The organism is Alteromonas sp. AO-Serp (genome assembly GCF_017849675.1).
In the GTDB taxonomy this organism is placed as follows: Bacteria; Pseudomonadota; Gammaproteobacteria; order Enterobacterales; family Alteromonadaceae; genus Alteromonas; species Alteromonas macleodii.
In genome coordinates this window covers 1-24,258 of sequence record NZ_JAFLMX010000029.1, presented here as the reverse complement: position 1 = coordinate 24,258, position 24,258 = coordinate 1, and the positions used below count along the sequence as shown (strand labels likewise).

Sequence of the window (24,258 nt, the reverse complement as noted above, 5' to 3'; positions counted from 1 at the left end):
ACCAAACGACGCTCGGTGTGGCTGGCGGTAAACTTAGTGACGGCGCTAATGGCTGTGATGGTGAGTGATCTATTTGAAGCAACGCTCAGCCAACTGGCTGTGTTAGCTATATTAAATACCATTGTCCCCAGTATGGGCGGTGTAGCGGGTAATCAGACGCTAACGCTAGTTATTCGCGGTATGGCACTAGGCCATGTTAACGCGAGTAACTCACGATGGCTTATCAGTAAAGAAATATCCATCGGCTTTTTAAACGGTGCCATTTGGGCGGTGCTTATTGCCTCTGTCATCGCGTTATGGAAACAAGATTACATGCTGGGCGTAATTATTGCCTTTGCCATGATGGTAAACATGATTGCGGCTGCTTTAGCGGGTGCAACCTTACCTATGATCATGAAGCGTCTTAAGATAGACCCTGCCCTAGCTGGCAGTGTTATCTTAACTACGATAACCGATGTAGTGGGTATTTTTGCTTTCTTAGGTACTGCGACGCTGTTTCTAATTTAAGTTAATTTTGAACTCTCATGCCTGATAGGGCATGGTGAGCTAAAAAATACTCATGCAATAAGCGCTTTCGCTATATATCCATTGACGTTCAGCTTGTAACCCACACCCCAGACGGTTTCTACTAGCTGTCCACCATTTTCAATACTGTTGATTTTATCAAGCTTAGTGCGTAAACGATTTATATGGGTATTCACCGTGTGCTCGTAGCCTTCGTGGTTATAGCCCCACACCTCACTGAGCAATTGATTGCGAGAAAAAACTTGGTTTGGATGACGACAAAAATAATCCAGTAGCGCAAACTCCCTAGCCGTTAACGTTAGCACTTGGCCATTTAAGGTTACGCTATGAAATCGCTGGTCGATTTTAAGGGGTCCTATTTCGATGCGCTCTTCACTACCTTGAGATGGTCTTAAATGTTCTTGGCTAGGCATACTTCTGCGCATATGGGAGCGAATACGGGCAATAAACATACGTGCATCAAATGGCCCTGATAGATAATCATCTACGCCTACTTCATAGTAGTTTGCTTCATCTACCTCTTCGTCGGCCACATCGTCTGTCATCGCGTCACTTTCCACTGCCATCACCCAACTTTCGGGGTTCGTATCAACAAGGCCTTTTATACGATTAAGACAGATAATATTTCCATGCGACTCAACAATAACGAGCGAATAATGCTGCGTCTTAAGCAGCGACTCTGCGGATTGAAAATTAGAGACTGCGTCGTAAAGAAAGCTATGCTTACTTAAGCATTGCGATATGTTCTGTTGAAACTTATTTCCACTGTAGATGATAAGGATCATATCTCGCTCCTAATTCGCCAATAAAAAACAAGACCAGTGCGTTGGTGGTTTTCTTTCACAGTGATTACAATTTTTTTATAAAAAATATAAATTCAGAATTTATAACAGCACTGTTATTTATTGAGACGAATCTGTGTGCGTTTTGTGAAAGTTCTGTGATGAATTGGACATTTTACTGCCCTAAATTTTTATGCGATTTAAGCCATAAATAAGGACAATAAAATGAAATTCACTAAACTTGCTAGCGCAACGCTTTTGTCGCTAGCTGCAGTATCAGTAAGCCAAGCTGTCACTTTAGACGTTGAAATTACCAACCTTACTCAGGCGCAGAGTTTTACGCCGCGCTTAGTCATAGCTCACGATGACACCGTCGATGCCTTTGAAGTTGGGCAACCTGCGTCGTCAGCTTTAGCGTGGTTAGCTGAAGCTGGTGTTATTGACGACGAACAAAATGCTGATTCAAGCGGCGCAAACTTTGAAGCGTTACTCGGCCCTGTTGATACCGACAATGGTTCAAATACGTGGCACCGTTTTGGCGGACTTCTCGCGCCGAAAGCTACGTTAAGCTATCCCTTCGATACTATGGACAAGCCATATCTTTCGCTACTTTCCATGCTAATACCTACTAACGACGCTTTTGTTGGTATGGACAGTATTGAAATTCCAACCGAGCCGGGTACCTACACTTATTACCTTAATGCATACGACGCCGGTACTGAGCTTAACGATGAATTAAATAGTGCCCGTACAGATGTTGTTGAAGCTGGGACCGGAAACGCGCTGGGTGGATATGGCGTACCGGGTGTTGCCGGTGGCGGCGCTCCCACTCGTATTGTTGATTTGGGTACAGGTGGCACGGGTGTAGGTGCACAAATCGTTAATGGCGAAATTGAAGATGGTGAAGATGGCCCAGTACACATCCACCGCAATGCGCTTGGTGATACTGATAGCGCCGCTGGTGCCAGTGATCTGGACTCTACCGTACACCGTTGGTTGAACCCAGTAGCACGTGTAGTTATTACTGTTCCTGCATCTTAAGGAGCCAATACGATGAATAATCCAATAATTAAACTCAGTACATTATTGATGCTTTCAGCGCTTCTTGCTGCCTGCGGCGACGATGGTGATACAGGCCCTCAAGGACCAGCGGGTCCGCAGGGGGAAGCAGGTACTGACGGACAAGATGGTACGGATGGCCAGGACGGTTCGGACGGACAAGACGGTATTAATGGTAATTCAGCGGTTTATACCGTACAAATTACCAATTTAACCTACTCTCAGCCCTTTGCACCTGCCGCAGTCATATTGCATGAGTCAGGCTTCCATTCATTTAATGAAGGCGAGCCAGCCAGCATGGGCATTGAAATAATGGCTGAAGGCGGTGACCCGTCTATGGTCATTACTGAAGCCATGGACTCCACGGACTTTTTGGATGCGCAAAACTCTGGGGGCATATTGGGTCCTCGCTCAATGGGCGCAGAACTAACTCTAGTGGTTCCAGAACTCGATGCTGACGACCTGCGCCTTACGGTAACGACCATGCTGGTCAACACCAACGACGCATTCACCGGCTTAAACGCTGCGAATGTAAGCAACATGGCGGTTGGTGATATAAAAACGTTCATGACAGTGACTTGGGATGCGGGTACAGAAGCAAACACAGAAACAGCTGCTACTATGCCAGGCCCTGCCGCTAGTGCAGCGGGTGGCGGCGGAGAAGCTGCGGGCTATGATGTGGTGAGGGATGATCTTGCCGATGCAGTAAGACTTCACCAAGGTGTAGTCACTAGTGCAAACGCTGACGATCCAAGCCGTGAGGGCCTATCTACATCGGTACTAACCGAGGCCCATCGCTTTGATTTCCCAACGAGCCGCGTGGTGATAACCCGAACCCGTTAAATGGTCAAACGCAGTACCACCTGAAAGCGCCCTATTACTCAGGTAATGGGGTGTTTTTACTTTTGTGCGAAGGGGAAACGGAGATAAAACTTAACGGGAATAAGAAAGATAAGCGCTGGCTTTGCTGAGTAGATAAACTTCACAAAACCAGGCAAATACGTTATTTGATAAGCTATTTAATAAGTTACTTAATAAGCTACTTAATAACTTTAAGGGTAGGTTTACCCTTCTTAGGTGGAACAGGTGCGTCTTTCACGTCGCTTGCATCAGCATCTTCCAGCGACGTCGGGCCGCTAGGTTGAGAAACATCTTCAGATGTTTCTGGACGCTCTTGCTGCGCACGAGCCACATCTTCTTCAGTGGCGAATACTGTACCTGCACCATTTTCTCTTGCGTAAATAGCCATTACCGCTTCACAAGGCATACTTAATCTTCTAGGTTGCCCAGAGAAGCGCGCTTGAAACGATAAGCCATCTAAATCAAGAGAAAAGTTAACACACGCACTAGGTGATACGTTTAAAACGATCTGGCCGTCTTTAACGAATTCCTGCGGCACTTCAACCAACTCGTTGGTTGCATCTACCACAATGTACGGCGTTAAGTCGTTATCAACAATCCACTCATAAAAAGCCCTAAGCAAATAGGGCTGGTTTGACGTCATAGATGTCATAGCGGGTTGTGGATCTCACGCTCTTGGTCAGTCAAAGACGCTTTAAATGAACTACGAGAGAAAATACGGTTCATGTAAGCGTTAATTTCTTTGCTGCCAGCACCGTTTAGTTCAATACCTAGTGCAGGTAAACGCCATAATAGCGGAGCAAGGTAGCAATCAACTAAGCTGAACTCTTCGCTCATAAAGTAAGGCATTTCACCAAATACAGGCGCAAGAGATAGCAAAGCTTCACGCAGCTCGTTACGTGCTGCTTCTACATCACCTTCGCCACGGAAAATACGGGCAGCAAGCGAGTACCAGTCTTGCTCGATGCGGTGCATCATAAGGCGGCTCTGACCACGTGATACTGGGTAAACCGGCATAAGTGGTGGATGAGGGAAACGCTCATCAAGGTATTCCATGATGATGTGCGACTTGTAAAGTACAAGCTCGCGATCAACTAGAGTTGGAACAGTACCGTAAGGGTTAAGCTCCAACAGATCTTCAGACAAGTTGCTAGGATCTGTGTAGCTGATTTCAACACCCACACCTTTTTCTGCCAACACAATACGCACCTGGTGGCTATAAATATCAATTGTGTCAGAGAACAACGTCATAATAGAACGTTTATTCGCGGCTACGGCCATTCAATTTCCTCCGTCGAGAAACAAGTTTACGCTTACAAACGGTAAGCTTATTACGTTAACTCGTGCTACCTGAAGACCCTATTTATTAGGATTTTCAGATAGCACGAGTAAATACCAAAAAAGGGGGCGAGAAGCCCCCTTTTCATATTATACATAAATCTGTGCGATTAGTGCACTTCTCGCCAGTATTCTTTCTTCAGTAAGTAAACAAATACAAACAATACTGCGATAAAGATAAGTACCCACTTACCGATTTTGTGAGATTCAAGTTTAGAAGGCTCACCTGTGTACTCTAGGAAGTTCACGATATCGGCAACAGCTTGGTCGTACTCGTCAGGAGACATTGCGCCAGTACCATCTGACTTAATGCCTACATAACGCTTAACCATCTCTCCATCAACCATTTGCTCTTCATAAGTACGTGTTGGCGTACCTTGAAGTGGTTGAAGTACGTGTGGCATACCTACTTCTGGGAATACTGTGTTGTTCACACCAAATGGGCGGCTTTCGTCAACATAGAAAGAGCGCAGGTAAGTGTAAATCCAGTCTTCGCCACGAACACGAGCCACTAGCGTTAGGTCTGGTGGAGCAGCACCGAACCAGCCAGCAGCGGCTTCTTCTGGCATTGCACGAGTGATGTAGTCAGACACTTTTTCACCCGTGAACTGCAGGTATTCTTGACCTAGTTCGTCAGGAATACCCAAGTCTTGGAATGAACGCTGATAGCGCTGATACTTCATTGAGTGACAGCCTAAGCAGTAGTTCATGAACAATTGTGCACCGCGTTGTAAAGACGCCTTATCGGTTAAATCGATAGGCGCTTTATCTAGGTGTACGTTCCCGCCTGCCGCAAGCGCTACGCCAGGTAGGAAGAAGGCTAAAAAGCACATCATTTTTTTCATTTAGAAATCCTCTCTGGCACAGGTTTAGTGTTTTCGTTTTTGCTGTACAAGAACAGTGCTACGAAGAAACCGAAGTACATTACCGTTGCAACTTGCGACGCAATGATTTTCCAGTTTTCTTGCGGTGTACCACCTAGGTAACCTAGGAAGATAAACACAATTGCAAACACGATAAGGTTTACTTTGTGTAGGCCACAACGATAGCGCCATGACTTAACACGACCACGATCTAACCAAGGCAGGGCAAATAGCGCAGCAATTGCACCGAACATTGCTAATACACCGAATAGCTTATCAGGAACCGCTTTTAGTACCGCGTAGAACGGTGTGAAGTACCAAACAGGGAAGATATGCTCTGGTGTTTTAAGTGGGTTAGCAATTTCAAAGTTAGGGTGCTCTAGGAATTTACCGCCCATTTCAGGGGCAAAGAACAGCACGTAAGTGAACAATGCTAAGAATACACAGAACGCCACAAGGTCTTTAAGTACGATGTGTGGGAAGAACGGCAATACGTCATCAGCAATGTCGTACTTGCTTGTGTAGTATTCATGAATTTCATACTTCGTCTTTTCAGACTCAGGTAGTGAACCTTTCTTGTGCTTGATAGCGATACCATCAGGGTTGTTAGAACCCACTTCGTGAAGTGCAATAATGTGAAGGAACACAAGAATAACGATAACCAACGGCAACGCAATAACGTGTAATGCGAAGAAGCGGTTTAGTGTTGCGCCAGAGATAACGTAGTCACCTTGTAGCCAGATAACAAGGTCAGGACCAACAACAGGAATAGCACCAAATAGTGATACGATTACCTGCGCCCCCCAGTAAGACATTTGTCCCCAAGGTAGAACGTAACCCATGAAAGCTTCTGCCATAAGCGCTAGGTAAATAAACATACCAAACACCCATAGAAGCTCACGAGGCTTCTGATAAGAGCCGTAAATCATGCCACGGAACATGTGTAGATATACCACAATAAAGAACGCTGATGCGCCAGTACTGTGCATGTAACGAATGATCCAACCGTAGTCGATCTCACGCATGATGTATTCAACAGAAGCAAATGCGCCTTCTGAAGATGGAACGAAGTTCATGGTCAACCAAATACCAGTAACAATCTGGTTTACCAAAACAATAGTTGCTAGAAAACCGAACACATACCAGAAGTTCATGTTCTTTGGAGCAGGATATTGAAGAGCGTGCATATTCGCAACGCGCATCATTGGGATGCGTTCTTCAATCCAACCTAGGAAAGCATTCATATTACACGGCCTCCGCTTCTGAACCGATGATGATGTTATTGTCATCAACGAATTGATATGGCGGTACAACCAGGTTCAACGGTGCAGGAACGTTTTGGAATACACGTCCAGCCATGTCGAATTTCGAACCGTGGCACGGGCAGAAGAATCCATCTGGAACGCCTTCAACCACTTCTTCAAATGCACCGTCTTTAAGATGCTGTGGAGAACAACCCAGGTGAGTACAGATACCAACAAGGATAAGGTACTCTTCCTTCATTGAACGGAAACGGTTTTGAGCAAAGGCAGGCTGCTGCTCAGCTTCAGAGTTAGGATCTTTCAGCTTATCTTCGTGCGTGCCTAATTCTTCAAGAATTTCTGGCGTACGACGTACAATCCACACAGGCTTGCTTCGCCACATCACACGTACTAACTGTCCAGGCTCAATCCCGCTGATATCTACTTCAACGTCAGCACCGGCGGCTTTCGCTTTGGCGCTTGGATTCCAGGACGCAATAAAAGGCACAGCAGCACCAACGACACCTACACCACCAACTACCGACGTGGCAACGGTCAAGAACCGACGACGAGTGTTGTTTTCTGGCTGGTTTTCATTGTGTGCAGACTCTGTTGCATCTACAGATACATTGCTCATCCACATTTCTCCAGGTTTGGATAATTATGATGTGTAACCCAAGCTTATACTGGTTTTATCACGCTTGCGTCATGCATCATATGGCTTGTCATGACAGCGACGTAACAGTAAAAATTTACTGGTTTACGAGGTCACGAAAGTTTTCAAAATTTTCGACCGCAAATGATAAAAGAAAAGCCCTTATAAACACAAGGTTTTACTGATATTTAAGCGATAATTTAATTCAAAAGGTGTGTTTAGGTTTAGTGAGGGAAAGGCCTAAAATCAAGGTTTTGAAGAATATTTGGTTAGATAACACCAGCAAATTAAACCTTTGTTATGAATTGTAGAGGCTTGAAGGCTTTACTGAATGTGGGACGCAGGCAACTTGTAATCGAAAAAAAGCAATAAAAAACCCGGCATAGGCCGGGTTTTTGCAAATACAAAAAACGTAAAAATTAACGCTTTGAGAATTGTGGACGCTTACGCGCTTTGTGTAGACCAACTTTCTTACGTTCAACGCGACGTGCGTCACGAGTAACGAAGCCAGCTTTACGAAGTGCTGGACGTAGTGTTTCATCATACTCCATAAGAGCACGAGTAAGACCGTGACGGATTGCACCCGCTTGACCGTTAGAACCACCGCCTTTAACAGTGATGTATACGTCGAACTTTTCAGTCATTTCAACAAGTTCAAGTGGCTGACGAACAACCATGCACTCTGTTTCACGACCAAAGTACTCGTCAAGAGCGCGTTGGTTTACTTTAATGCTACCTGTGCCTGGACGTAGGAACACACGAGCAGTAGAACTTTTGCGGCGGCCTGTGCCGTAGTATTGAGTATCTGCCATGTTAATAGCTCCTTAAATGTCCAAAACTTGTGGTTGCTGTGCGGTGTGCTTGTGCTCTGCACCTGCGTAAACTTTCATTTTACGGAACATTGCGCGACCTAGAGGGCCTTTTGGCAACATGCCTTTAACTGCTTTTTCAATAACCATTTCTGGCTTGTGAGCAATTAGTTTTTCAAAGTTTGTCTCTTTAAGACCACCTGGGTAACCAGAGTGCGCATAGTACATTTTGTCTTGCGCTTTACGGCCTGTTACCGCAACTTTCTCAGCATTGATTACTACGATGTAATCACCAGTGTCCACGTGAGGTGTGTACTCTGGCTTGTGCTTACCACGAAGGCGTAGTGCGATTTCAGAAGCCAAACGGCCTAGAGTTTTGTCTGTGGCGTCTACCACATACCAGTCACGTTGTACCGTTTCTGGCTTAGCAACAAAAGTTTTCATTTTCAAATTCACCCGAATAATATCGTCGTTACTGATTTCTGAACACCAGAAATCACCTTAAAATCAACACAATGACCCCTTCGAGCCGGCTGATTCTTCCACCTTCCCAAAGGTGGGCGTAACTGGGCAGGGCGCGAATTATACAGGAATTGAAGGAAATGCGAACCCCTAAGAACAAAAAATATGGATAAAATTCCATCATCTGCCGATGACATAGAAACCGATTTGAGGTAACGTCGAAACGTTATATTTGAAACCGTTATAAAAACAAAATGAAAATGTCTCGCTTCGTAGCTTCAATGATGATGCTACACACGCTACTTATGGCCAGTGTTAATGCTGAGGAGTTAGTATATACACGTGCGTTTGCCGATGATGATTATGGAAGTTATCACGTAGCTGTACTCAGTGCAGTTATCGCAGCAACACCAGAATACGGTGATGTTGCTTTAACCCCTCACCCCCATCCTATGAGTCAGAGTCGTCAGCTTGTTACTTTGCTAAAAGGCGATGCGGATGTAATGTGGAGTGTCACCAACAGTAACCGAGAGCAGCGTCTTCTGCCCATTAAGTTACCACTGCTGAAAGGTTATTCAGGTTATCGCGTATTGGTGATTAACCCTTCTGAGCAGTCCAGTTTTGCCCAACAAACCGGCGAAGCATTAAAGCAATCAACCATGGTTCAAGGCGCAGACTGGCCAGATTTAAGTGTACTTAAAGCAAATGGCTATAACGTAAGTGGTGAAGATTGGAGCCTTTGGTTCCATTCTATGTACTCTATGGTAGATAAGGGGCTAGTTGACGCTTTCCCCAGAAATATCATAGAAGTACACCGCGATTTAGAACGCCACAAAGATAAGCATGTCTCTTTAGAGCAGTTCCACCTATTAAAATACCCCAACTATGAGTACTTTTTTGTTAGCCCGGATAACCTTGCCCTCGCGAATAGATTGAGATTAGGTCTTGTCAGGATTCTAGATGATGGAGAACTCGAACGTATCTTCGATAGCTTCGAAGGGCACAGAAAAGCAGAAATGCTTGCCGATGCTGAAAGTAGAAAAATTCACGAGCTCGGCAACCCAACAATACCTTACAAACTAGATTACGCGCGGTGGGACAAATACAAAGATTTAGCAATACGCGCGCTCGAAAAAGAGATGTCAGAGTAAAACACCAAGCACTTAAGGTTTTCTTAAGGTCTCTCGTTTAGTGTTTTGATTTGTTTTTTTATCAATGAGTTTTTTATGCGTGTACTGCTTGTAGAGGACGATAGGCCGTTGTCTGACGCCCTCGCCCTTTCACTAAAGAATGCCAACTTCACGGTAGACTGTGTTTATTCAGGCGCAGATGCTCTTGCAACACTTAGAGCGGGCCAAAGTGACATTGTCATTCTTGACTTGGGTTTACCCGACACTGATGGCCTCGACGTACTAAAATCTATTCGAAAGAAAAACGCAACGCTTCCTGTGTTGATATTAACTGCACGGGATAAAACACTAGACAAAATCTCTGGCTTAGATGCAGGCGCCGACGACTACTTACCTAAACCGTTTGAAATAGAAGAACTGTTAGCTAGGATTAGAGTACTTGAGCGTCGTCTGAGCACAGCATCTCACACCATTGTTAGTGTTAAGAATGTCAGCCTTGATACTGCCCATCATACGCTTACTATCGACAATCAAAACGTTCACTTACCTCGACGTGAACTCATGCTACTAAAAGCGCTTATTGAAAACGCAGGGCGCATACTGAGTAAAGATCAGCTGGAAAATAAACTTTATGAGTGGGGAGAGGAAGTGGCAAGCAACACAATAGAAGTACACGTGAGTAATTTGCGTAAGAAAATGCCTCCTGAGTTTATTAAGACTATTCGAGGCGTCGGTTATTGTATTTCAAAATCGGGGGAGTGAATTGTCTTCAATTCGCCGCTTTCTAATTCTTACACTGATCAGCGCGCTTGTTTTAGTGATATTTAGTGCAGCACTTAAAGGCTACCGCGCAACACTGGGTATATCGAATACCTTGTTAGATAACGAGTTAGTTGAGCTATCCCGGGCAATCTCATACGTAGATAGCGGCACCCGCACACAGCAACAGACACTTTTCTTCCAGGTATGGAAACAAGGCAAGCTGGCCAGCTCTTCTACTGACGCGCTAAGCACGCCATTAACCAGCTTCTCCGAGGGTTTTTCTGAAGTAAACGCACTGGGTACACGCTGGCGGGTACATACCCGGTTTAACCCGAATAATGATAGCTGGTATATGGTAGCTCAACCCGTAAGTAGTCGCTTCACTTTAACTGACTCGCTAACTGTAGCCGCCATCACCCCTTTTATAATTAGTGTGCCTATTCTTGCATTCATTCTCTTTTTTGGCATTACTTGGGGACTATCGCCGTTAAAACACTTATCAAAACTCCTTGCCAGCCGCCAGGGTAATGATTTTTCTACCATTGCGTTATCCCGTGAGCCCAGTGAACTTAGCCCTGTTGTTACTACGTTAAACACCATGTTCACGCGACTGAATTCAGCATTCGAACGAGAGCAGCAATTCGCATCAAACGCGGCGCATGAGCTTAGAACTCCGCTCAGCGTGATGAAAATAAACATTCACAATATAGCGAACGAGTTAGGTGAAAAAGGTCACGTGTTGACTCCGCTCAAAGCAGACACTGATAGAATGATCCACGCGGTAAATCAATTCCTTTTGCTTACTCGCACCAGCCCAGAAACGTTTGCAGAACAGCGAGAACCTGTAAATGTGCGCGTGGTCGCGCAAGAGGTGATTAGTGACCTATACGGCGCTATTGAAAATAAAAACCAAGAGATAGCACTGGAAGGAGAAGAAGCTTGGTTGCTAAGTTCTCAATTTGTCCTTTACACCTTGCTTCAGAACTTAGTGAGCAATGCGAGTAAATACTCTCCTAGCGGTGCACAAATAATTATTAAGATTGAACGACGGAAAGACGAGCTTATTTTAAGCGTCTGCGATTCTGGGCCAGGCATCCCTGCTGACCAGCGCGCTGTCGTGCTAAACCGGTTCAAAAGAGCATCTAACAGCTCGCCTCATTCGGGAAGCGGCTTGGGGCTAGCCATTGTAGAACAAATCGTTGTATTACACGGGGCTGAGCTCTCTTTAGATGAAAGTTCGCTCGGGGGATTAGAAGTTAGGGTGGCATTTTCCAATGACTACATACTCTAAGATTTCTTTATTCTGCTTTTCAGCCCTTTGTGCTTTTTATACGCCCCTTGCGTTCGCCTTACCTGAAGTGGTGGTGGAAATTAAAGAGCACTTATTCTTTCCTCAGGAAGTGATTGTGCCTGCAGGGCAAAAAGTAAAGCTAACCTTTGTCAATTTCGATGATACTCCCGAAGAAATAGATAGCTTTTCTTTGAACAGAGAAAAAGTGATATTTGCGAAAAGCCGAGGGACCATCTTTATTGGCCCATTAAAAGCCGGTGAGTATCCTTTTTTTGGCGAGTTTCATCCTAATAGCGCAGTAGGAAAGGTAGTAGTTAAAAGCAAAGAGGACACGCTGGATGCTAATTAATACTGTCGTTCTCTTCTTGCGTGACACCTTGCCCATATTCCTGCTCATTAGTGTATTGCTGGCGCTGCCGCGTGTGTCTACGCTTGCCGTTGCGTGGCGGGTGTTGCTGCTGGTATTGCTCGCTGTATTTACCTACCCCCAGCTAGGACTGGTATCGCAGCTATCAGAAGGTGCCGGATTTGAGTATCTCAAATCAATACTGTTTTTTATTGCGTGGTTGGGTATGTGCCTTGTTGTCCTTTTGCCGTCACGCATGTCGAATAGGTTCAGTCTAGGCCTCACCCTGCTAGTAATAGGTATTGGCTTACCCAATTCGCTGCACTTTTTAGTTTATTTTGTTTCCGAGTTATCACGTAATAGTGATAGTACGTTATTGCTCTTGGGCACTATCATTGGTCTGGGTATAAGTATTAGCATCGCGATTCTACTTAATATTTTGCTCACCCATTTTGTTAGCAAGCGAGCAACATACTTTTTTGCAACCACATTTGTGGCAGCTCAAACCGCTAATATCGCATTACTATTGGAACAAACTGACACCTTCCCATCGCCAAGGCAGCTATGGGATAGCAGCACAATAATTAGTGACAATAGCGAATATGGTCATCTTCTAAATTCTCTCGTTGGCTATGAGGCTACGCCCTCGACGAGCTATTTATTGGTGTTTTTCTTCGCACTTATCGTGCCTAATTTAATTGCTTTCTTTTCTTCAAAAAAGAGATTCTCTGATGAAATTCAGGAGGTCGCACAGTGAGACGTTTTCTCCTTACTGCTATCGCATTATGCGCCGTGTTTTCAAGTAACGGTTATGCAGATAATTTTACCGTAGATAAGGTTTATCACCCTTATGTATTACCCTTTGAACGTGAGTTTGAGTGGCGACTTACCTCAAGACAAAATGACGATGGCAATGTTTTAATGCAACGCTTCTCATTCGGCCATGCACTTTCAGAGTTTATGATCCTCGAGACATACCTTGTCGGTGCGCGGGATGAAAATGAAGATTTTGGCTTAGAAAGCTACGAAGTAGAGTTACGCTGGATGATGACTGAACAAGGGCGATACTGGGCTGACTGGGCAACGCTGTTTGAGCTGGAAAAGCAGCACAATACCGATGACTGGGAAGTTAAAGCGGGGATATTAACAGAAAAAGAATTTGGCCAATTCAGTTTAACAACTAACGTTAGCTTGGTGTACGAGTGGGGTCAAACTGTTGAGAATGAATGGGAAAGCGAATTTAAAGCCAAGTTTAGGTATCGCTGGATCCCTGAAGTACAACCTGGATTGGAAGTGTATGTAGCAGAGGACTTTATCGGGGTTGGTCCAGCATTCATGGGTATAAAACGCTTTGACCGACAGAAGCAGTTAAAATGGGAACTGGGCTTTATTGCTGGACTAAATGGTGACAGTAAAGATCACACACTTCGCATGTCCTTGGAATACGAATTTTAATGCAAGTTTGTACTTTAGCGCCTAACTTAAGCTTTCCTTAAGGTTCAACATTTAAAGTGCACGTCATTCGATGATTTACCAAATATTCTTATGCACCAGTTTGACGTCAGTGTTGTTTTACCTGCTAAAAATGAAGCCAAAAACCTTTCTGCTTTGTTACGAGAAATTGCAGAAGTGGTTCCAAGTACAACGACAGAAATTATTGTTGTTGATGACGGTAGCAGCGACGACTCCCTAGCCTTGCTGCATAACCTTTCAAGCACCTTGCCGGTAAGTTGTCGTGTCATCGTCCACCCTATGAGCTGCGGTCAAAGCACTTCGGTTTTTCACGGCGTTTTACAGGCAAAAGGAAAGTGGATCATCACCCTTGATGCTGATGGGCAAAACGATCCTGCTGATATACCGCGACTTATTCGCGCAGCTAAAGAGACTAATGCAGCGCACTTCTGCGTTATCGGGCATCGTCAAAAGCGAAAAGATACCCCGTGGAAGCGATTTCAGTCTAAAGTTGCCAATCGTGTTCGCCAGTGGATCCTACAGGACGACACACCAGACACGGGCTGTGGCTTGAAACTCCTCCCAAGAAGTACCTTTTTACTTTTGCCCTACTTCGACCATATGCACCGATATATTCCCGCTTTAACTAAAAGGCTTGGAGGAGAAGTGGTATGTGTATCGGTCAATCATCGCGCCCGCTTAGAAGGTAAATCAAATTACACAGCGTGGAATCGTGGCTGGGCAGGAATCATCGATATGCTTGGCGTCAGATGGCTAATGTACAGAAATAAGCTTAATCACATTGCCAGCGGAATTGGTCATGAAGACTAATCTTCGCCGCCTCAAAAAATTCATAAAGTTTTTCATCGGGGCAGCAAGCATCGCGCTTGTCTGCTATGTGTCGCTTGAGGTCACTGGTGAACTATGGAAGCACGGTGATGATACAGATTGGTTGAATGCCTATATTTCAAATTTAAATTGGCAATCGCTGTGCATGATACTGAGTGGTTGTGTTGTACTTTTAACCATGGGTTTTCCCCGTCAGGCTGTCAGTTTTTTTTGCGGAGTGGGCTTTGGCGCATTGCAGGGAGGATTAATTGCTTTGTTGCTAACGGTATTGTCTGCATGCATAGCCTATGCATTAGCAAATGGCCCTCTGCGCTCACTTGCCGTCCGTCTTTTAGGTACAAAATTAAAGCCTGTTGAAAACAAACTGGCCAAGCGAAGTTTTCGCAATGTGCTAATTGTTCGTTTATTCCCTGTTGGCTCCAACCTAATCACAAACGCCGTCGCAGGTGTGCTAAGCGTTCCGTTTTTCCCGTTTATTGCTGCAAGTGCAATCGGCTTTGCGCCTCAAACTTTTTTGTTTACCTTACTTGGAAGCGGTTCTCGATTTGTCAGTTCCCTTGAACAGCCTTTACAAATTGGTGGCTTAATCATTAGCCTTCTTCTACTTCTATCCTTATCAGGCATTGCTCGTAGGAGTGAGCCGTCGTGAGGCTTATGCTTAATTTAAATAGCCATGCATCTACCCTGTTCTTTATTGCCTGTGCTCTGATATTTGTTGGTCTGGGTTTCAGAGATGCTTGGCCCCCCGATGAGCCCCGATTCGCATTGGTCGCAAAAGAGATGGTGAACAGCGGACAGTGGCTTGTGCCCATGCGCGGTGGCGAAATTTATCCAGACAAGCCCCCTGTGTTTATGTGGTGTATTGCCTTCTTTTACCTTATTACGGGTAGCCTGAAGGTGGCTATGCTCCTGCCTAACGCTATCGCAAGCCTTGTCACTTTGGGGTTAACCTACAAGCTATCGCTAAGACTTGCCAATGAAAAAGCGGCAATGTTGAGTATGCTCGTACTTCTACTGAGCCCTCAGTTCCTTATTCAAGCCAAATTCGCTCAAATAGATGCCCTTGTCGCCTGCTTTATTTGGATTGGCGTCTACGGACTCATTCAGCACTTTTATGTGCATGTTAATTGGCGGTGGTACTTTGCAGCATGGTTCTTTATGGGGCTTGGGATCATAACCAAAGGCGTTGGCTTTTTACCTGTTCTTTTATTTATCCCCATTGCATTTTTCGCATTTACCAGCGGCTCACATCGCGGCAAGTGGTCATTGCGCATGTTGTTTGGCCCCTTAATCATGCTATCAGTTGTGGCGATGTGGCTTGCACCTCTGCTTTATCTTGGTTTGGTAAAACAAGAGCCTCAAATACAACAATACTTGTCGAACATTTTGTTTAAACAAACGGCTGAGCGATATGCCAATGCCTGGCACCACATAGAGCCCTGGTATTACTATATTGTTGAAGTTATTCCTGTATTTTGGATAACTCCAATTGCCATACTTGTATCAAAAGCTAAGTCGTTAAAAAATGTACTTACTCACAACCCCGCTTACTCACCCTTGTTGATATGGGTAATATTGGTTGTCATTTTCTTTAGTATCAGCCCAGGTAAACGTGGTGTTTATGTTTTACCGGCACTGCCTGCGTTGAGTATGGTTGCTGGTCTGGTACTTGCGAATTCGACTGTATCAAGAGGGTTGGTGCTTTTTGCGCGCGCAGTTACTTCGTTAATATCTGCCGTTTTATTGATTGCTGGCTTAGCACTGCTTTTTCACGAGCCCACCGCTGCTAAGCTGATGACGCGCTTTGACAGCGACAGCGAAACCCTTGTTCGTTTAAGCATAGTATTACTTGTACTCGGATTCGCTGGGCTTTGTACTCATATTGTCTACTATGTTTACAATAAAAAGCGCAACGCAGGGGATGGAGAATTACTCGCCCGCCAATTACTGGCATGGCTTTTCATTTTAACTGTAATTCCTTCCACATTCGGTGCATGGCTGCTAAACGAATACCGTACTCCCCGTATAGTCCTTCAAAATGCAGAAAGCCAAATAAGTAATATGTTGACGAACGATTCAACTGCCTTCGAGGTAGGGATAGTCAGCTTTAAAGAACAGTATTTGCTTTATTCACCCTTTGAAATGGCTCATTTTGGTTACCATACCCCTAAAGAAGTAGAAAACGGTACAGCGTGGGCTTGGCTGGCTAATACTTCCGAGCATTCCCGCGAGCAGATAAAGATTTCAGGCCAGCGGGTTAGACCGCCAATACGTCAACGCTTTTTGTTAGTTCCAAGTGACTACAAATTTCAATGTGTAGACTTATCACAAGCCACTTCACTGGGTGTAGCCCACCGTGACGAATGGTTGTTGCTTCCTGCCACTGCTGCGAACGCTACCTGTGATTTACCGGCTAACGGCCCAGTTTTTAATAGCTATGACGGCTCAAGCGATTAATTAGCTTCGGCGTTCTTAACATTTTGGGCTGACATTTATAAAAGTTTTTCCCACTTAAGGTTCTCTTAAGGTCTCGCGTAAATACTCATAACATCGCAAAACCAATGAGCATGTTTATGAGTCACGTTTTAGCTTCTGTTCCAACCCAGGTTGCGAGTCAGCAATCTGCGATTGTCTCAAAGGAAAAGCCCGCTATAACCTTTATCGCGGCAAAACATGGACATAATGCCCGCCGCCGTATTGAAGCGTTTATAGCGAGTGGTTTTAAAGCTCGCTACAACGCGCGAGTGACTTCTTTTATGCCTATGCTGTTTGCTATTGAAGCTGATGGAGTTAAAGCCGCCGCAGGCGCAAGATTTGCCGCATATGATGGTGAGTATAATTCTCTTTTTATAGAGCAATACCTTAACACTTCGGTAGAAACTGCCCTCACCCTACAAGGGATAACCGTAAACAGAGCGCATATTGCTGAAGTTGGTAACCTTTTTAGCAGTGCATCGCGCTATACCCTCCCTTTGTTATTTGCCCTGTTCTTCGTTTTAAAACGATGTGGTAGCAAATATCTGGTTTTCAGTGCGACCTCACAGCTTACCTCTTTACTCATGGGCGCGGGTATTCAACTCCACCCCCTTGTTAAAGCCGATGTGTCAAAACTTCAAGGGAATAGCGATGACTGGGGCACCTATTATGACACCGCTCCTCAGGTTACTGCCCTGTCGCTACATCACGTAACCCAACACATTATTGGCTGCCCTGAACTTAATGCTCATTATCAACGTGCAATTGAGCTTATTTCCGCAAATGTGGATGCGTTAACGCAAAATATCTGCACAAAAAAGGAAACAGCGTATGTTGCTTAATCAGTATATAAACGGGCATGACGATGACGTTGCGCTTAAATGCAAAGACGGTTCAATGACTTACCGCGCCCTTTTGAGCGCCGTCGAGAACCTCGCAAGCTGGATAACAAACCACAATGCCGAGAGGGTCGGCATTGCCTTTGACAATAGCTTTGCATGGGTGATTGCTGATTTAGCCTGCCAACAGGCTAACGTTTGCTGCGTCCCCGTTCCGCTATTTTTTACCGCTTCCCAACAAGAACATGTATTAAATGAGAGCCAGTGTCACTTTTTATTGACCAATCGCGGTGGTGAACTAAGTGAATGGAGTGAGTCACCGACTGTTATTGATAGCGAACACGACATTGTCGCTCATCCACTCAAACATGACTCTCGTGTATACACACCTGTAGGTACTAACAAAATAACCTTTACTTCTGGCTCTACGGGCTCACCGAAAGGCGTGTGCCTGTCAACTGAATCGCAATGGAAAGTTGCCCATTCTATTGAGCGTGCTGTTCAACCTGAAATAGTGAACCACCTGTGTTTACTTCCATTGTCTACCCTTCTTGAAAATATTGCAGGTGTCTACGCCCCTCTGTACCACGGCGGCACGGTTTATTTAGCCACGGCATGTGAGCGCGGATTTCAAGGAAGCAAACTCGTCGATCCAAACGCACTGCTGTCACTGATAGACCGCGTTCAACCATCGTCTGTGATTTTGGTGCCCGACTTGCTAATGGTGCTAGTACAGGCATGTAATCAGGGCTGGATACCACCTTCATCACTAATGTTCATTGCTGTTGGCGGTGCACATGTAGCGCCCACTTTGCTGGCGCAAGCTCAAGCGAAGGGACTACCAGTATTTGAAGGTTATGGCTTATCTGAAGCGGTATCAGTATCAACATTGAACACGCCCAATTGCAATACGATGGGCAGTGCCGGAAAAACGCTTGGTCATAATCAACTGCACATCGAAGAGGGTGAAATTGTAGTTACAGGCAACCACTTTCTGGGCTATCTGAATCAACCTTCCTCATTTTATCCGACCCAGGTCAGAACCGGCGATTTAGGCTTTTTTTCTGACAACACACTTACGCTGAATGGGCGTATAAAAAACATAATGGTGAACAGCTTTGGCAGAAATGTATCGCCAGAGTGGATTGAATCTTTACTGCTGGGAACAGGACTGTTTAGGCAGGCTTTGGTGTATTGCGAAGCTAAACCCTACTGTGTCGCGCTCCTCGTACCCGCTTCCAATACTATTTCTAATACACAGATTCAAAGCACCGTGGCGCTTATCAATAAGCAGTTACCTGACTATGCGCAAGTTGTTAATTTCGCCACCATCGGTCTTTGTACGCCAGAAAACCAACTGCTTACCCCAACGGGAAAACTGAAGCGTGACGCAATAATTGCCCGCTACGCGACTGACTTAGACATGCTCTACCAGGGCCAAGACCAACACCAGTACAGCGTTCAAAGTACAACAGCATTTTCTTCTCAATTTGTTATCAAGGAATAATTTATGAACTTCTATCAGCAACTTCAAAGCAACACCGAACATGCCAGACAGTCATTCTTACAGGCGCCGATTATACAGCGCTGCTTTAACGGTGATTTTAACCTAAACGACTATATTGCCTTTCTTCAACAGGCTTATCATCACGTTAAGTTTACTGTTCCCCTGCTTATGGCTACAGGTGCCAAACTCAACGAAGATAAGGAATGGCTAAGAGAAGCAATTGGTGAATACATTGAAGAAGAAATGGGTCACCAAGAGTGGATCCTTAACGACCTTGCAGCCTGTGGCGTTGATAAAGAACAGGCGAGGATTAGTCAGCCTGCACCCGCCACCGAATTAATGGTTGCCTATGCTTTTGATGCAATAGCACGCAAAAGCCCACTGTATTTCTTCGGCATGGTATTCGTTTTAGAGGGCACAAGTATTGCGCTTGCCGACGCGGCTGCAAAACAAATCAAAGACAAGTTATCTCTGCCTAAATCAGCGTTTAAATACCTTACCTCTCACGGTGCGCTAGACCAAGAGCACATTGTTTTCTTTGAAGGGCTTATGAACAAAATTACTGACCCCAAAGAGCAGCAAATGATCATTCACAGCGCGAACATGTTTTATCGCTTATACGGAGATATCTTTCGCGAATTAACACCTGAACACGGCTTGGAACAGGTTGCTTGAATTCAAGGGTTTACCTCTGGTGGTTATCCCCCGAGGTAAATTGCTAACACGTTAAGGTAAATACAATGAATATTCAGTGGCGTAATCAAGTGGTACTTCTTACAGGTGCAACTGGTGGTATTGGTCAAGCAATAGCCAAGGCGCTTGATGAAAAAGGCGCGCACATTATCCTAACTGGCAGAAGTAAGGCGAAGCTCGAACAGCTGCAACAAAATTTAACCCTTCATCATACTGCCATTGTGGCTGACATTACGTCAGATGAAGGCAGAGATAGAGTAGTAAGTGCCTGCCAACGACGTCCTTTAAGTATTCTGGTTAACAATGCTGGCATTACCTATGTGGGCGAGTTTGATGGCACCCCAATCGAGTCAATTGTGTCGACAAATATGCTGGCCCCGATGCTACTAACCCAACGCCTACTGCCGTTACTCGAACGAAGACCGTCTGCGCACGTCGTGAATGTAGGCTCAGCTTTTGGGAGCATAGGTTTTGCTGCGCACGGAACCTACTGCGCAACTAAATTCGCTTTGAAAGGCTGGACGGAAGCGATGCACAGGGAATTCAGCGATAGCAAAATTAAATTTCACTATCTAGCGCCACGCGCAACGCGTACCGATATAAATGACGATCGCGCTAATGCGCTAAATGAGGCATTGGGCAACCAGACAGACGAGCCTGATGCAGTAGCACAAGCATTCATTAAACAGTTAGAAAACAATTTGCCAAGGGTCGCGCTAGGACATGCTGAACGCTTTTTTGCCAAGCTTAACGCGCTAGTTCCCAGTGTTGTTGACAATGCGTTGGCAAAGAAACTTCCAACAATTAAACGCTATGCCTTTCAAAAAACGCGATCACAAGACAAACAGACCAGCGCTCAAAACGAAACCCGTCTGGGTAACAAGCTGGTTTAACACGAGGACATTATCATGAAGAAATTAACCACGTTTAGCACCACGGTAATTCTGGGACTCGGTCTGGCATTAAGTCACACTGCTATAGCTCAAGCTAACGAAGTCACAGAAAGTACAGCGCCGACATCAGCCTTAAGCGAAACGGCTACCAGCCCTTTAAAGATACTTCAGCATCAATGGGCACATATTAACTATGAACTTGATGATGCAGAAAAGGAAAAAGCATTCGTCGCCCTTATTAATACCGCTAAATCTTTCGTAAAGGAAGAACCCAATAACCCTGAGTTATTGATTTGGCAAGGCATAATTCAATCCAGTACAGCCGGTGCCAAAGGGGGGCTTGGTGCTCTGGACTACGCAAAGGATGCGCGTAAGAGTTTCGAACATGCAATGCGACTAGATGAAAATGCACTCTCGGGCTCAGCGATGACCAGTCTGGGCGTGCTGTACCATAAGCTTCCGGGTTGGCCTATTAGCTTTGGTAACGACAAAAAAGCTGAGAAATTGCTGAAGCATGCACTTGAAATAAACCCTGACGGGATAGACCCCAACTATTTCTACGCCGGGTTCTTGTTCGATAATGGAAAGTACGAGCAAGCGCTCAAGTTTGCCAAGAAAGCGCTCGACGCCCCAGCGCGCGCAGATCGTCCTATTGCAGATTCAGGTCGCAAAAGAGAGATCGCTTTATTGGAAGCGAAAATAGCGAGAAAAAGTTAGTCACCCTAAAGGTATACAGGGAAAGGCAATGCTCTTATTGCCTTTCCATTTTCAACAAGTATTAGATTTTCGCTACAAATACCGTTAGATTAGCCGCCGATTCAACGATAATTCATGAAATTACTAACAATTTTGTCGAGTTATCTCGTTTATTCCTAACTACCTCTATCTTATAAAGGCGACTTTTCATGCAGAAAAAGAATTTCTTCTCTCCTTTTCTATTCATCCTTATTACTACGTTGTCGATATCTACGGTTCATGCAAGCACCCCTGATTTACTACCGTTACAACACGCGTGGGCAAAAGCGAACTATAAGCTTGAAGGTGAAGCCCAATTAGAGGCATTTTCTACATTGATAGCGCAGGCGAAAGTGTTAGTCGAGCAATCAGAAAATAGCGCTGAAGCACTGACCTGGCTAGCTATCTCTCAATCAAGTACTGCAAGTGCGAAAGGCGGTTTAGGTGCCCTGGACTTTGCTGAAAGTGCGAAGGAAAATTTAGAACGTGCCATTGAAAAAGAGGAAGCGGTATTAGAGGGGATGGCGCTCACTGTATTAGCGGCACTTTATCATAAAGTACCAGGCTGGCCAGTTAGCTTTGGAAGCGATAAGAAGGCAAAACAATTATTTAAGCGTGCATTGGAAATTAACCCAGATGGTATGGACCAAAACTTCTTTTATGCTGAGTTTCTTTTCGACGATGGTGAATACGAAGAAGCCCAAGGGTTTTTAATCCGTGCTCAAAACGCGCCTGAAAAAATCAACCGCCCTCTAGCCGATAAAAAACGCAGAGAAGAGATTGCTATACTTCAGGCAAAATTGGATAAAAAAGCATAGTATCATTTGCTTCTTTGCGGGGCTATCGCGCGTCGCTTATGAGTTCGAAATAAGCAACATCCCCGCTTTTTGCGTGTAGAAAGGTGTATTTAACGCCTTTCTACATAAAAAGCGCATACATAGGTGGCACTTATCCTCATGTATAAATTGTAAACAGTTCTCATTCGGTATCAGCACTCCTATTATGAAAGAAAAAAGGAGTGGCCCAATGCCTAAAATCCCACGTTCCTCAGACAACGACTATACCCAAGAGATGAGCCGAACACGCCGCGAGTTTATTGCGCGCGAAACCGGCACTCAGCTAAATCACTTAGGACACTATTCTATCCCGCCTGAAACATTGTCGGGAAACATAGAAAACTTCGCCGGTGTCGCACAGGTTCCTATCGGCTTTGCAGGCCCGATGCTAGTGAACGGAGAGCACGCTAAAGGCGAGTTCTACGTTCCAATGGCCACAACAGAGGGTACACTAACAGCCAGCTACAGCAGAGGCATGCGTCTAACAAGAGAAGCAGGCGGTATAACGACCACCGTTATTGACGATGCTATGCAGCGAGCGCCTATGTTCGCGTTTTCTAACGCAAGAGACGCCCTCGAATTTGGCAAATGGGTTGAGCACAACTTTGAAGCCATCAAACGCGTCAGTGATAACACCACCAGCGTGGGCAAACTAAGGGATATCGAGCAGTACGCTGCGTCTAAGCTTCGCTGGCTAAGATTCAATTTCACCTGCGGCGATGCGGCTGGTCAGAACATGGTAAGCAAAGCCACTAAAGCAGGTTGTGAGTGGATACAAGCGAACTACCCACGTCCTATCGAGCACTTTGTACTTGCCGCTAATCTTGATACCGATAAAAAGCACTCTCACTTAAACTCTCTGCATACCCGCGGAAAGCGCGTTGTAGCAGAGATAACACTGCCAAAACACCTTATGACGGAGATTATGCATTGCCCGCCAGAGGCTTTGTTTAAACAGCGCCAATATTCAAATATGGGCGCATTGATGGCAGGCAGCGTTAACAATGGTGCGCATTTCGCTAACGGCATTACCGCCATGTTCATCGCTTGCGGGCAAGATGTCGCTAATGTGGCGGAGTCGTCTGCGGGGTTTACCTACGCTGAAATTATGCCAAATGGAGACTACTACTTCTCTGTGACTATTCCATCGTTAATCGTTGCTACATACGGTGGTGGAACCGGTTTAGCTACACAAAACGAATGTTTAAGCGTACTTGGCTGCACAGAAAGGGGCAGCGTAAATAAGTTTGCGGAAATTGTCGCTGCGACCGTATTGTGTGGCGATCTGTCGCTGGGTTCTGCAGTCGTCGCAGACGAATGGGTAAGCAGTCACGAGCGACTGGGTAGAAACCGTTAAAGGTTTTTATATCTGTCACCTAACGCTTAGCAATGTAGTTCGAATAAACTGTGCGCTACTGCCGAAGGTGAGTAAATTCTGTATAGAGAAATTATACAGCAGGCATGCTGGGGCGCGTAACAACAAAGTACGCGCCTATTCCCATAAATAGAGCTATACCTATGTACGCTGGAATAGGCATTGATGCGAACAGGCAAACAAGAATAAAGCTCACCAACATACTGCAACACGCTATGCATTTCACTTTTTTCGAAATTGCACCATGTTTTCGCCACGCAACAAGACTGGGGCCATATTTAGGATGTTGAAGTAACCAGCTTTCAAGGCGCGGTGAAGATTGAGTAAAACAAAAAAGCGCACCTATCAAAAAAACAGTTGTTGGCATTACCGGCAAGAATGCGCCAATAATACCTAGAAGGGTAAAAAACAACCCGAGTGATAAATACAGTACTTTTTTCATGAAATACCAACGCCCAATTCAGTCCAACTCCTTGGTAA

The 24,258-nt window shown here is 45.1% G+C and carries 28 protein-coding genes; 19 read left to right on the top strand and 9 right to left on the bottom strand.

Features of this window, described 5'->3' with window-relative positions:
* A partial coding sequence (locus QVA83_RS02360; protein WP_287498098.1) for a magnesium transporter occupies positions 1-507 on the top strand: 507 nt, incomplete at its 5' end.
* Positions 508-557: 50 nt separating this feature from the next.
* Here the strand turns inward: QVA83_RS02360 and QVA83_RS02355 are convergent.
* Entirely contained in the window at positions 558-1,310 is a 753-nt protein-coding gene (locus tag QVA83_RS02355) for a response regulator transcription factor (RefSeq protein ID WP_014948337.1), read from the bottom strand.
* Positions 1,311-1,532: 222 nt separating this feature from the next.
* On the opposite strand from QVA83_RS02355, the gene QVA83_RS02350 reads away from it, so the two are divergent.
* A complete protein-coding gene (locus tag QVA83_RS02350) occupies positions 1,533-2,348 on the top strand; it encodes a spondin domain-containing protein (RefSeq protein ID WP_014948336.1) in 816 nt (271 codons plus the stop codon).
* 12 nt (positions 2,349-2,360) lie between these two features.
* Positions 2,361-3,209: a spondin domain-containing protein gene (locus QVA83_RS02345; protein ID WP_039224559.1), complete on the top strand. Its 849-nt coding sequence runs from the start codon at positions 2,361-2,363 to the stop codon at positions 3,207-3,209.
* 196 nt (positions 3,210-3,405) lie between these two features.
* Here QVA83_RS02345 and QVA83_RS02340 read toward each other — a convergent pair whose 3' ends face one another.
* The 7 genes from QVA83_RS02340 to rplM all read right to left on the bottom strand — a co-directional run bounded on the left by QVA83_RS02340 (position 3,406) and on the right by rplM (position 8,577).
* A complete protein-coding gene (locus QVA83_RS02340; protein ID WP_014948334.1) occupies positions 3,406-3,879 on the bottom strand; it encodes a ClpXP protease specificity-enhancing factor in 474 nt (157 codons plus the stop codon).
* On the bottom strand, positions 3,876-4,508 hold the full coding sequence (sspA, locus tag QVA83_RS02335; RefSeq protein WP_012517332.1) for a stringent starvation protein SspA: 633 nt from the start codon (positions 4,506-4,508) through the stop codon (positions 3,876-3,878). Before sspA ends, QVA83_RS02340 begins: the two co-directional genes overlap by 4 nt.
* A 167-nt stretch (positions 4,509-4,675) precedes the next feature.
* On the bottom strand, positions 4,676-5,410 hold the full coding sequence (locus QVA83_RS02330) for a cytochrome c1 (protein WP_014948333.1): 735 nt from the start codon (positions 5,408-5,410) through the stop codon (positions 4,676-4,678).
* The gene (locus QVA83_RS02325; protein ID WP_014948332.1) at positions 5,407-6,672 is read right to left on the bottom strand and encodes a cytochrome b; all 1,266 of its coding nucleotides are present in this window, start codon (positions 6,670-6,672) and stop codon (positions 5,407-5,409) included. The genes QVA83_RS02330 and QVA83_RS02325 overlap by 4 nt, the downstream gene beginning before the upstream one ends.
* A 1-nt stretch (position 6,673) precedes the next feature.
* A complete protein-coding gene (petA, locus tag QVA83_RS02320; protein ID WP_049586157.1) occupies positions 6,674-7,306 on the bottom strand; it encodes a ubiquinol-cytochrome c reductase iron-sulfur subunit in 633 nt (210 codons plus the stop codon).
* Positions 7,307-7,743: 437 nt separating this feature from the next.
* The gene (gene rpsI / locus QVA83_RS02315; protein WP_014975723.1) at positions 7,744-8,136 is read right to left on the bottom strand and encodes a 30S ribosomal protein S9; all 393 of its coding nucleotides are present in this window, start codon (positions 8,134-8,136) and stop codon (positions 7,744-7,746) included.
* A 12-nt stretch (positions 8,137-8,148) separates the two neighbouring features.
* Positions 8,149-8,577: a 50S ribosomal protein L13 gene (rplM, locus tag QVA83_RS02310; protein ID WP_014948329.1), complete on the bottom strand. Its 429-nt coding sequence runs from the start codon at positions 8,575-8,577 to the stop codon at positions 8,149-8,151.
* Between the two features lie 272 nt (positions 8,578-8,849).
* Between rplM and QVA83_RS02305 the strand changes: the two genes are divergently transcribed.
* The 16 genes from QVA83_RS02305 (at position 8,850) to QVA83_RS02230 (ending at position 23,760) form a co-directional block, all read left to right on the top strand.
* The gene (locus tag QVA83_RS02305) at positions 8,850-9,746 is read left to right on the top strand and encodes a transporter substrate-binding domain-containing protein (RefSeq protein WP_014975722.1); all 897 of its coding nucleotides are present in this window, start codon (positions 8,850-8,852) and stop codon (positions 9,744-9,746) included.
* 75 nt (positions 9,747-9,821) lie between these two features.
* Positions 9,822-10,487: a response regulator gene (locus QVA83_RS02300; protein WP_014975721.1), complete on the top strand. Its 666-nt coding sequence runs from the start codon at positions 9,822-9,824 to the stop codon at positions 10,485-10,487.
* A 1-nt stretch (position 10,488) separates the two neighbouring features.
* Entirely contained in the window at positions 10,489-11,778 is a 1,290-nt protein-coding gene (locus QVA83_RS02295) for a sensor histidine kinase (RefSeq protein ID WP_156077931.1), read from the top strand.
* Positions 11,762-12,127: a cupredoxin domain-containing protein gene (locus tag QVA83_RS02290; protein ID WP_014975719.1), complete on the top strand. Its 366-nt coding sequence runs from the start codon at positions 11,762-11,764 to the stop codon at positions 12,125-12,127. Before QVA83_RS02295 ends, QVA83_RS02290 begins: the two co-directional genes overlap by 17 nt.
* Positions 12,117-12,881 carry an FTR1 family iron permease gene (locus QVA83_RS02285; protein WP_156077930.1) on the top strand — a complete coding sequence of 255 codons (765 nt, stop codon included), beginning with the start codon at positions 12,117-12,119 and terminating at the stop codon, positions 12,879-12,881. The genes QVA83_RS02290 and QVA83_RS02285 overlap by 11 nt, the downstream gene beginning before the upstream one ends.
* Positions 12,878-13,579, top strand: a complete 702-nt coding sequence (locus tag QVA83_RS02280) for a hypothetical protein (RefSeq protein WP_014975717.1) — start codon at positions 12,878-12,880, stop codon at positions 13,577-13,579. Before QVA83_RS02285 ends, QVA83_RS02280 begins: the two co-directional genes overlap by 4 nt.
* A 90-nt stretch (positions 13,580-13,669) precedes the next feature.
* A complete protein-coding gene (locus QVA83_RS02275) occupies positions 13,670-14,407 on the top strand; it encodes a glycosyltransferase family 2 protein (RefSeq protein WP_014975716.1) in 738 nt (245 codons plus the stop codon).
* Positions 14,397-15,074: a TVP38/TMEM64 family protein gene (locus QVA83_RS02270; protein ID WP_014975715.1), complete on the top strand. Its 678-nt coding sequence runs from the start codon at positions 14,397-14,399 to the stop codon at positions 15,072-15,074. The genes QVA83_RS02275 and QVA83_RS02270 overlap by 11 nt, the downstream gene beginning before the upstream one ends.
* A 5-nt stretch (positions 15,075-15,079) precedes the next feature.
* Positions 15,080-16,882, top strand: coding sequence for an ArnT family glycosyltransferase (locus tag QVA83_RS02265; RefSeq protein ID WP_231513134.1), 1,803 nt, complete (start codon positions 15,080-15,082; stop codon positions 16,880-16,882).
* Positions 16,883-16,998: 116 nt separating this feature from the next.
* Positions 16,999-17,742 carry a thermostable hemolysin gene (locus tag QVA83_RS02260; protein ID WP_287498097.1) on the top strand — a complete coding sequence of 248 codons (744 nt, stop codon included), beginning with the start codon at positions 16,999-17,001 and terminating at the stop codon, positions 17,740-17,742.
* Positions 17,732-19,246 (top strand): AMP-binding protein, encoded by a 1,515-nt coding sequence (locus QVA83_RS02255; RefSeq protein ID WP_287498096.1) that lies wholly within the window; start codon positions 17,732-17,734, stop codon positions 19,244-19,246. Before QVA83_RS02260 ends, QVA83_RS02255 begins: the two co-directional genes overlap by 11 nt.
* Before the next feature lie 3 nt (positions 19,247-19,249).
* The gene (locus tag QVA83_RS02250; protein WP_014975712.1) at positions 19,250-19,921 is read left to right on the top strand and encodes an iron-containing redox enzyme family protein; all 672 of its coding nucleotides are present in this window, start codon (positions 19,250-19,252) and stop codon (positions 19,919-19,921) included.
* A 65-nt stretch (positions 19,922-19,986) separates the two neighbouring features.
* The gene (locus QVA83_RS02245) at positions 19,987-20,832 is read left to right on the top strand and encodes an SDR family oxidoreductase (RefSeq protein ID WP_014975711.1); all 846 of its coding nucleotides are present in this window, start codon (positions 19,987-19,989) and stop codon (positions 20,830-20,832) included.
* Positions 20,833-20,847: 15 nt separating this feature from the next.
* Positions 20,848-21,549: a tetratricopeptide repeat protein gene (locus QVA83_RS02240; protein ID WP_287498095.1), complete on the top strand. Its 702-nt coding sequence runs from the start codon at positions 20,848-20,850 to the stop codon at positions 21,547-21,549.
* Positions 21,550-21,737: 188 nt separating this feature from the next.
* Positions 21,738-22,385 (top strand): tetratricopeptide repeat protein, encoded by a 648-nt coding sequence (locus QVA83_RS02235; RefSeq protein WP_287498094.1) that lies wholly within the window; start codon positions 21,738-21,740, stop codon positions 22,383-22,385.
* Between the two features lie 208 nt (positions 22,386-22,593).
* Positions 22,594-23,760, top strand: a complete 1,167-nt coding sequence (locus QVA83_RS02230) for a hydroxymethylglutaryl-CoA reductase (protein WP_080986381.1) — start codon at positions 22,594-22,596, stop codon at positions 23,758-23,760.
* 91 nt (positions 23,761-23,851) lie between these two features.
* On the opposite strand, the gene QVA83_RS02225 is transcribed toward QVA83_RS02230, so the two are convergent.
* Complete coding sequence (locus QVA83_RS02225) at positions 23,852-24,220, bottom strand: YbaN family protein (protein ID WP_049586141.1); 369 nt, start codon at positions 24,218-24,220, stop codon at positions 23,852-23,854.
* Between the last annotated feature and the right edge of the window lie 38 nt (positions 24,221-24,258).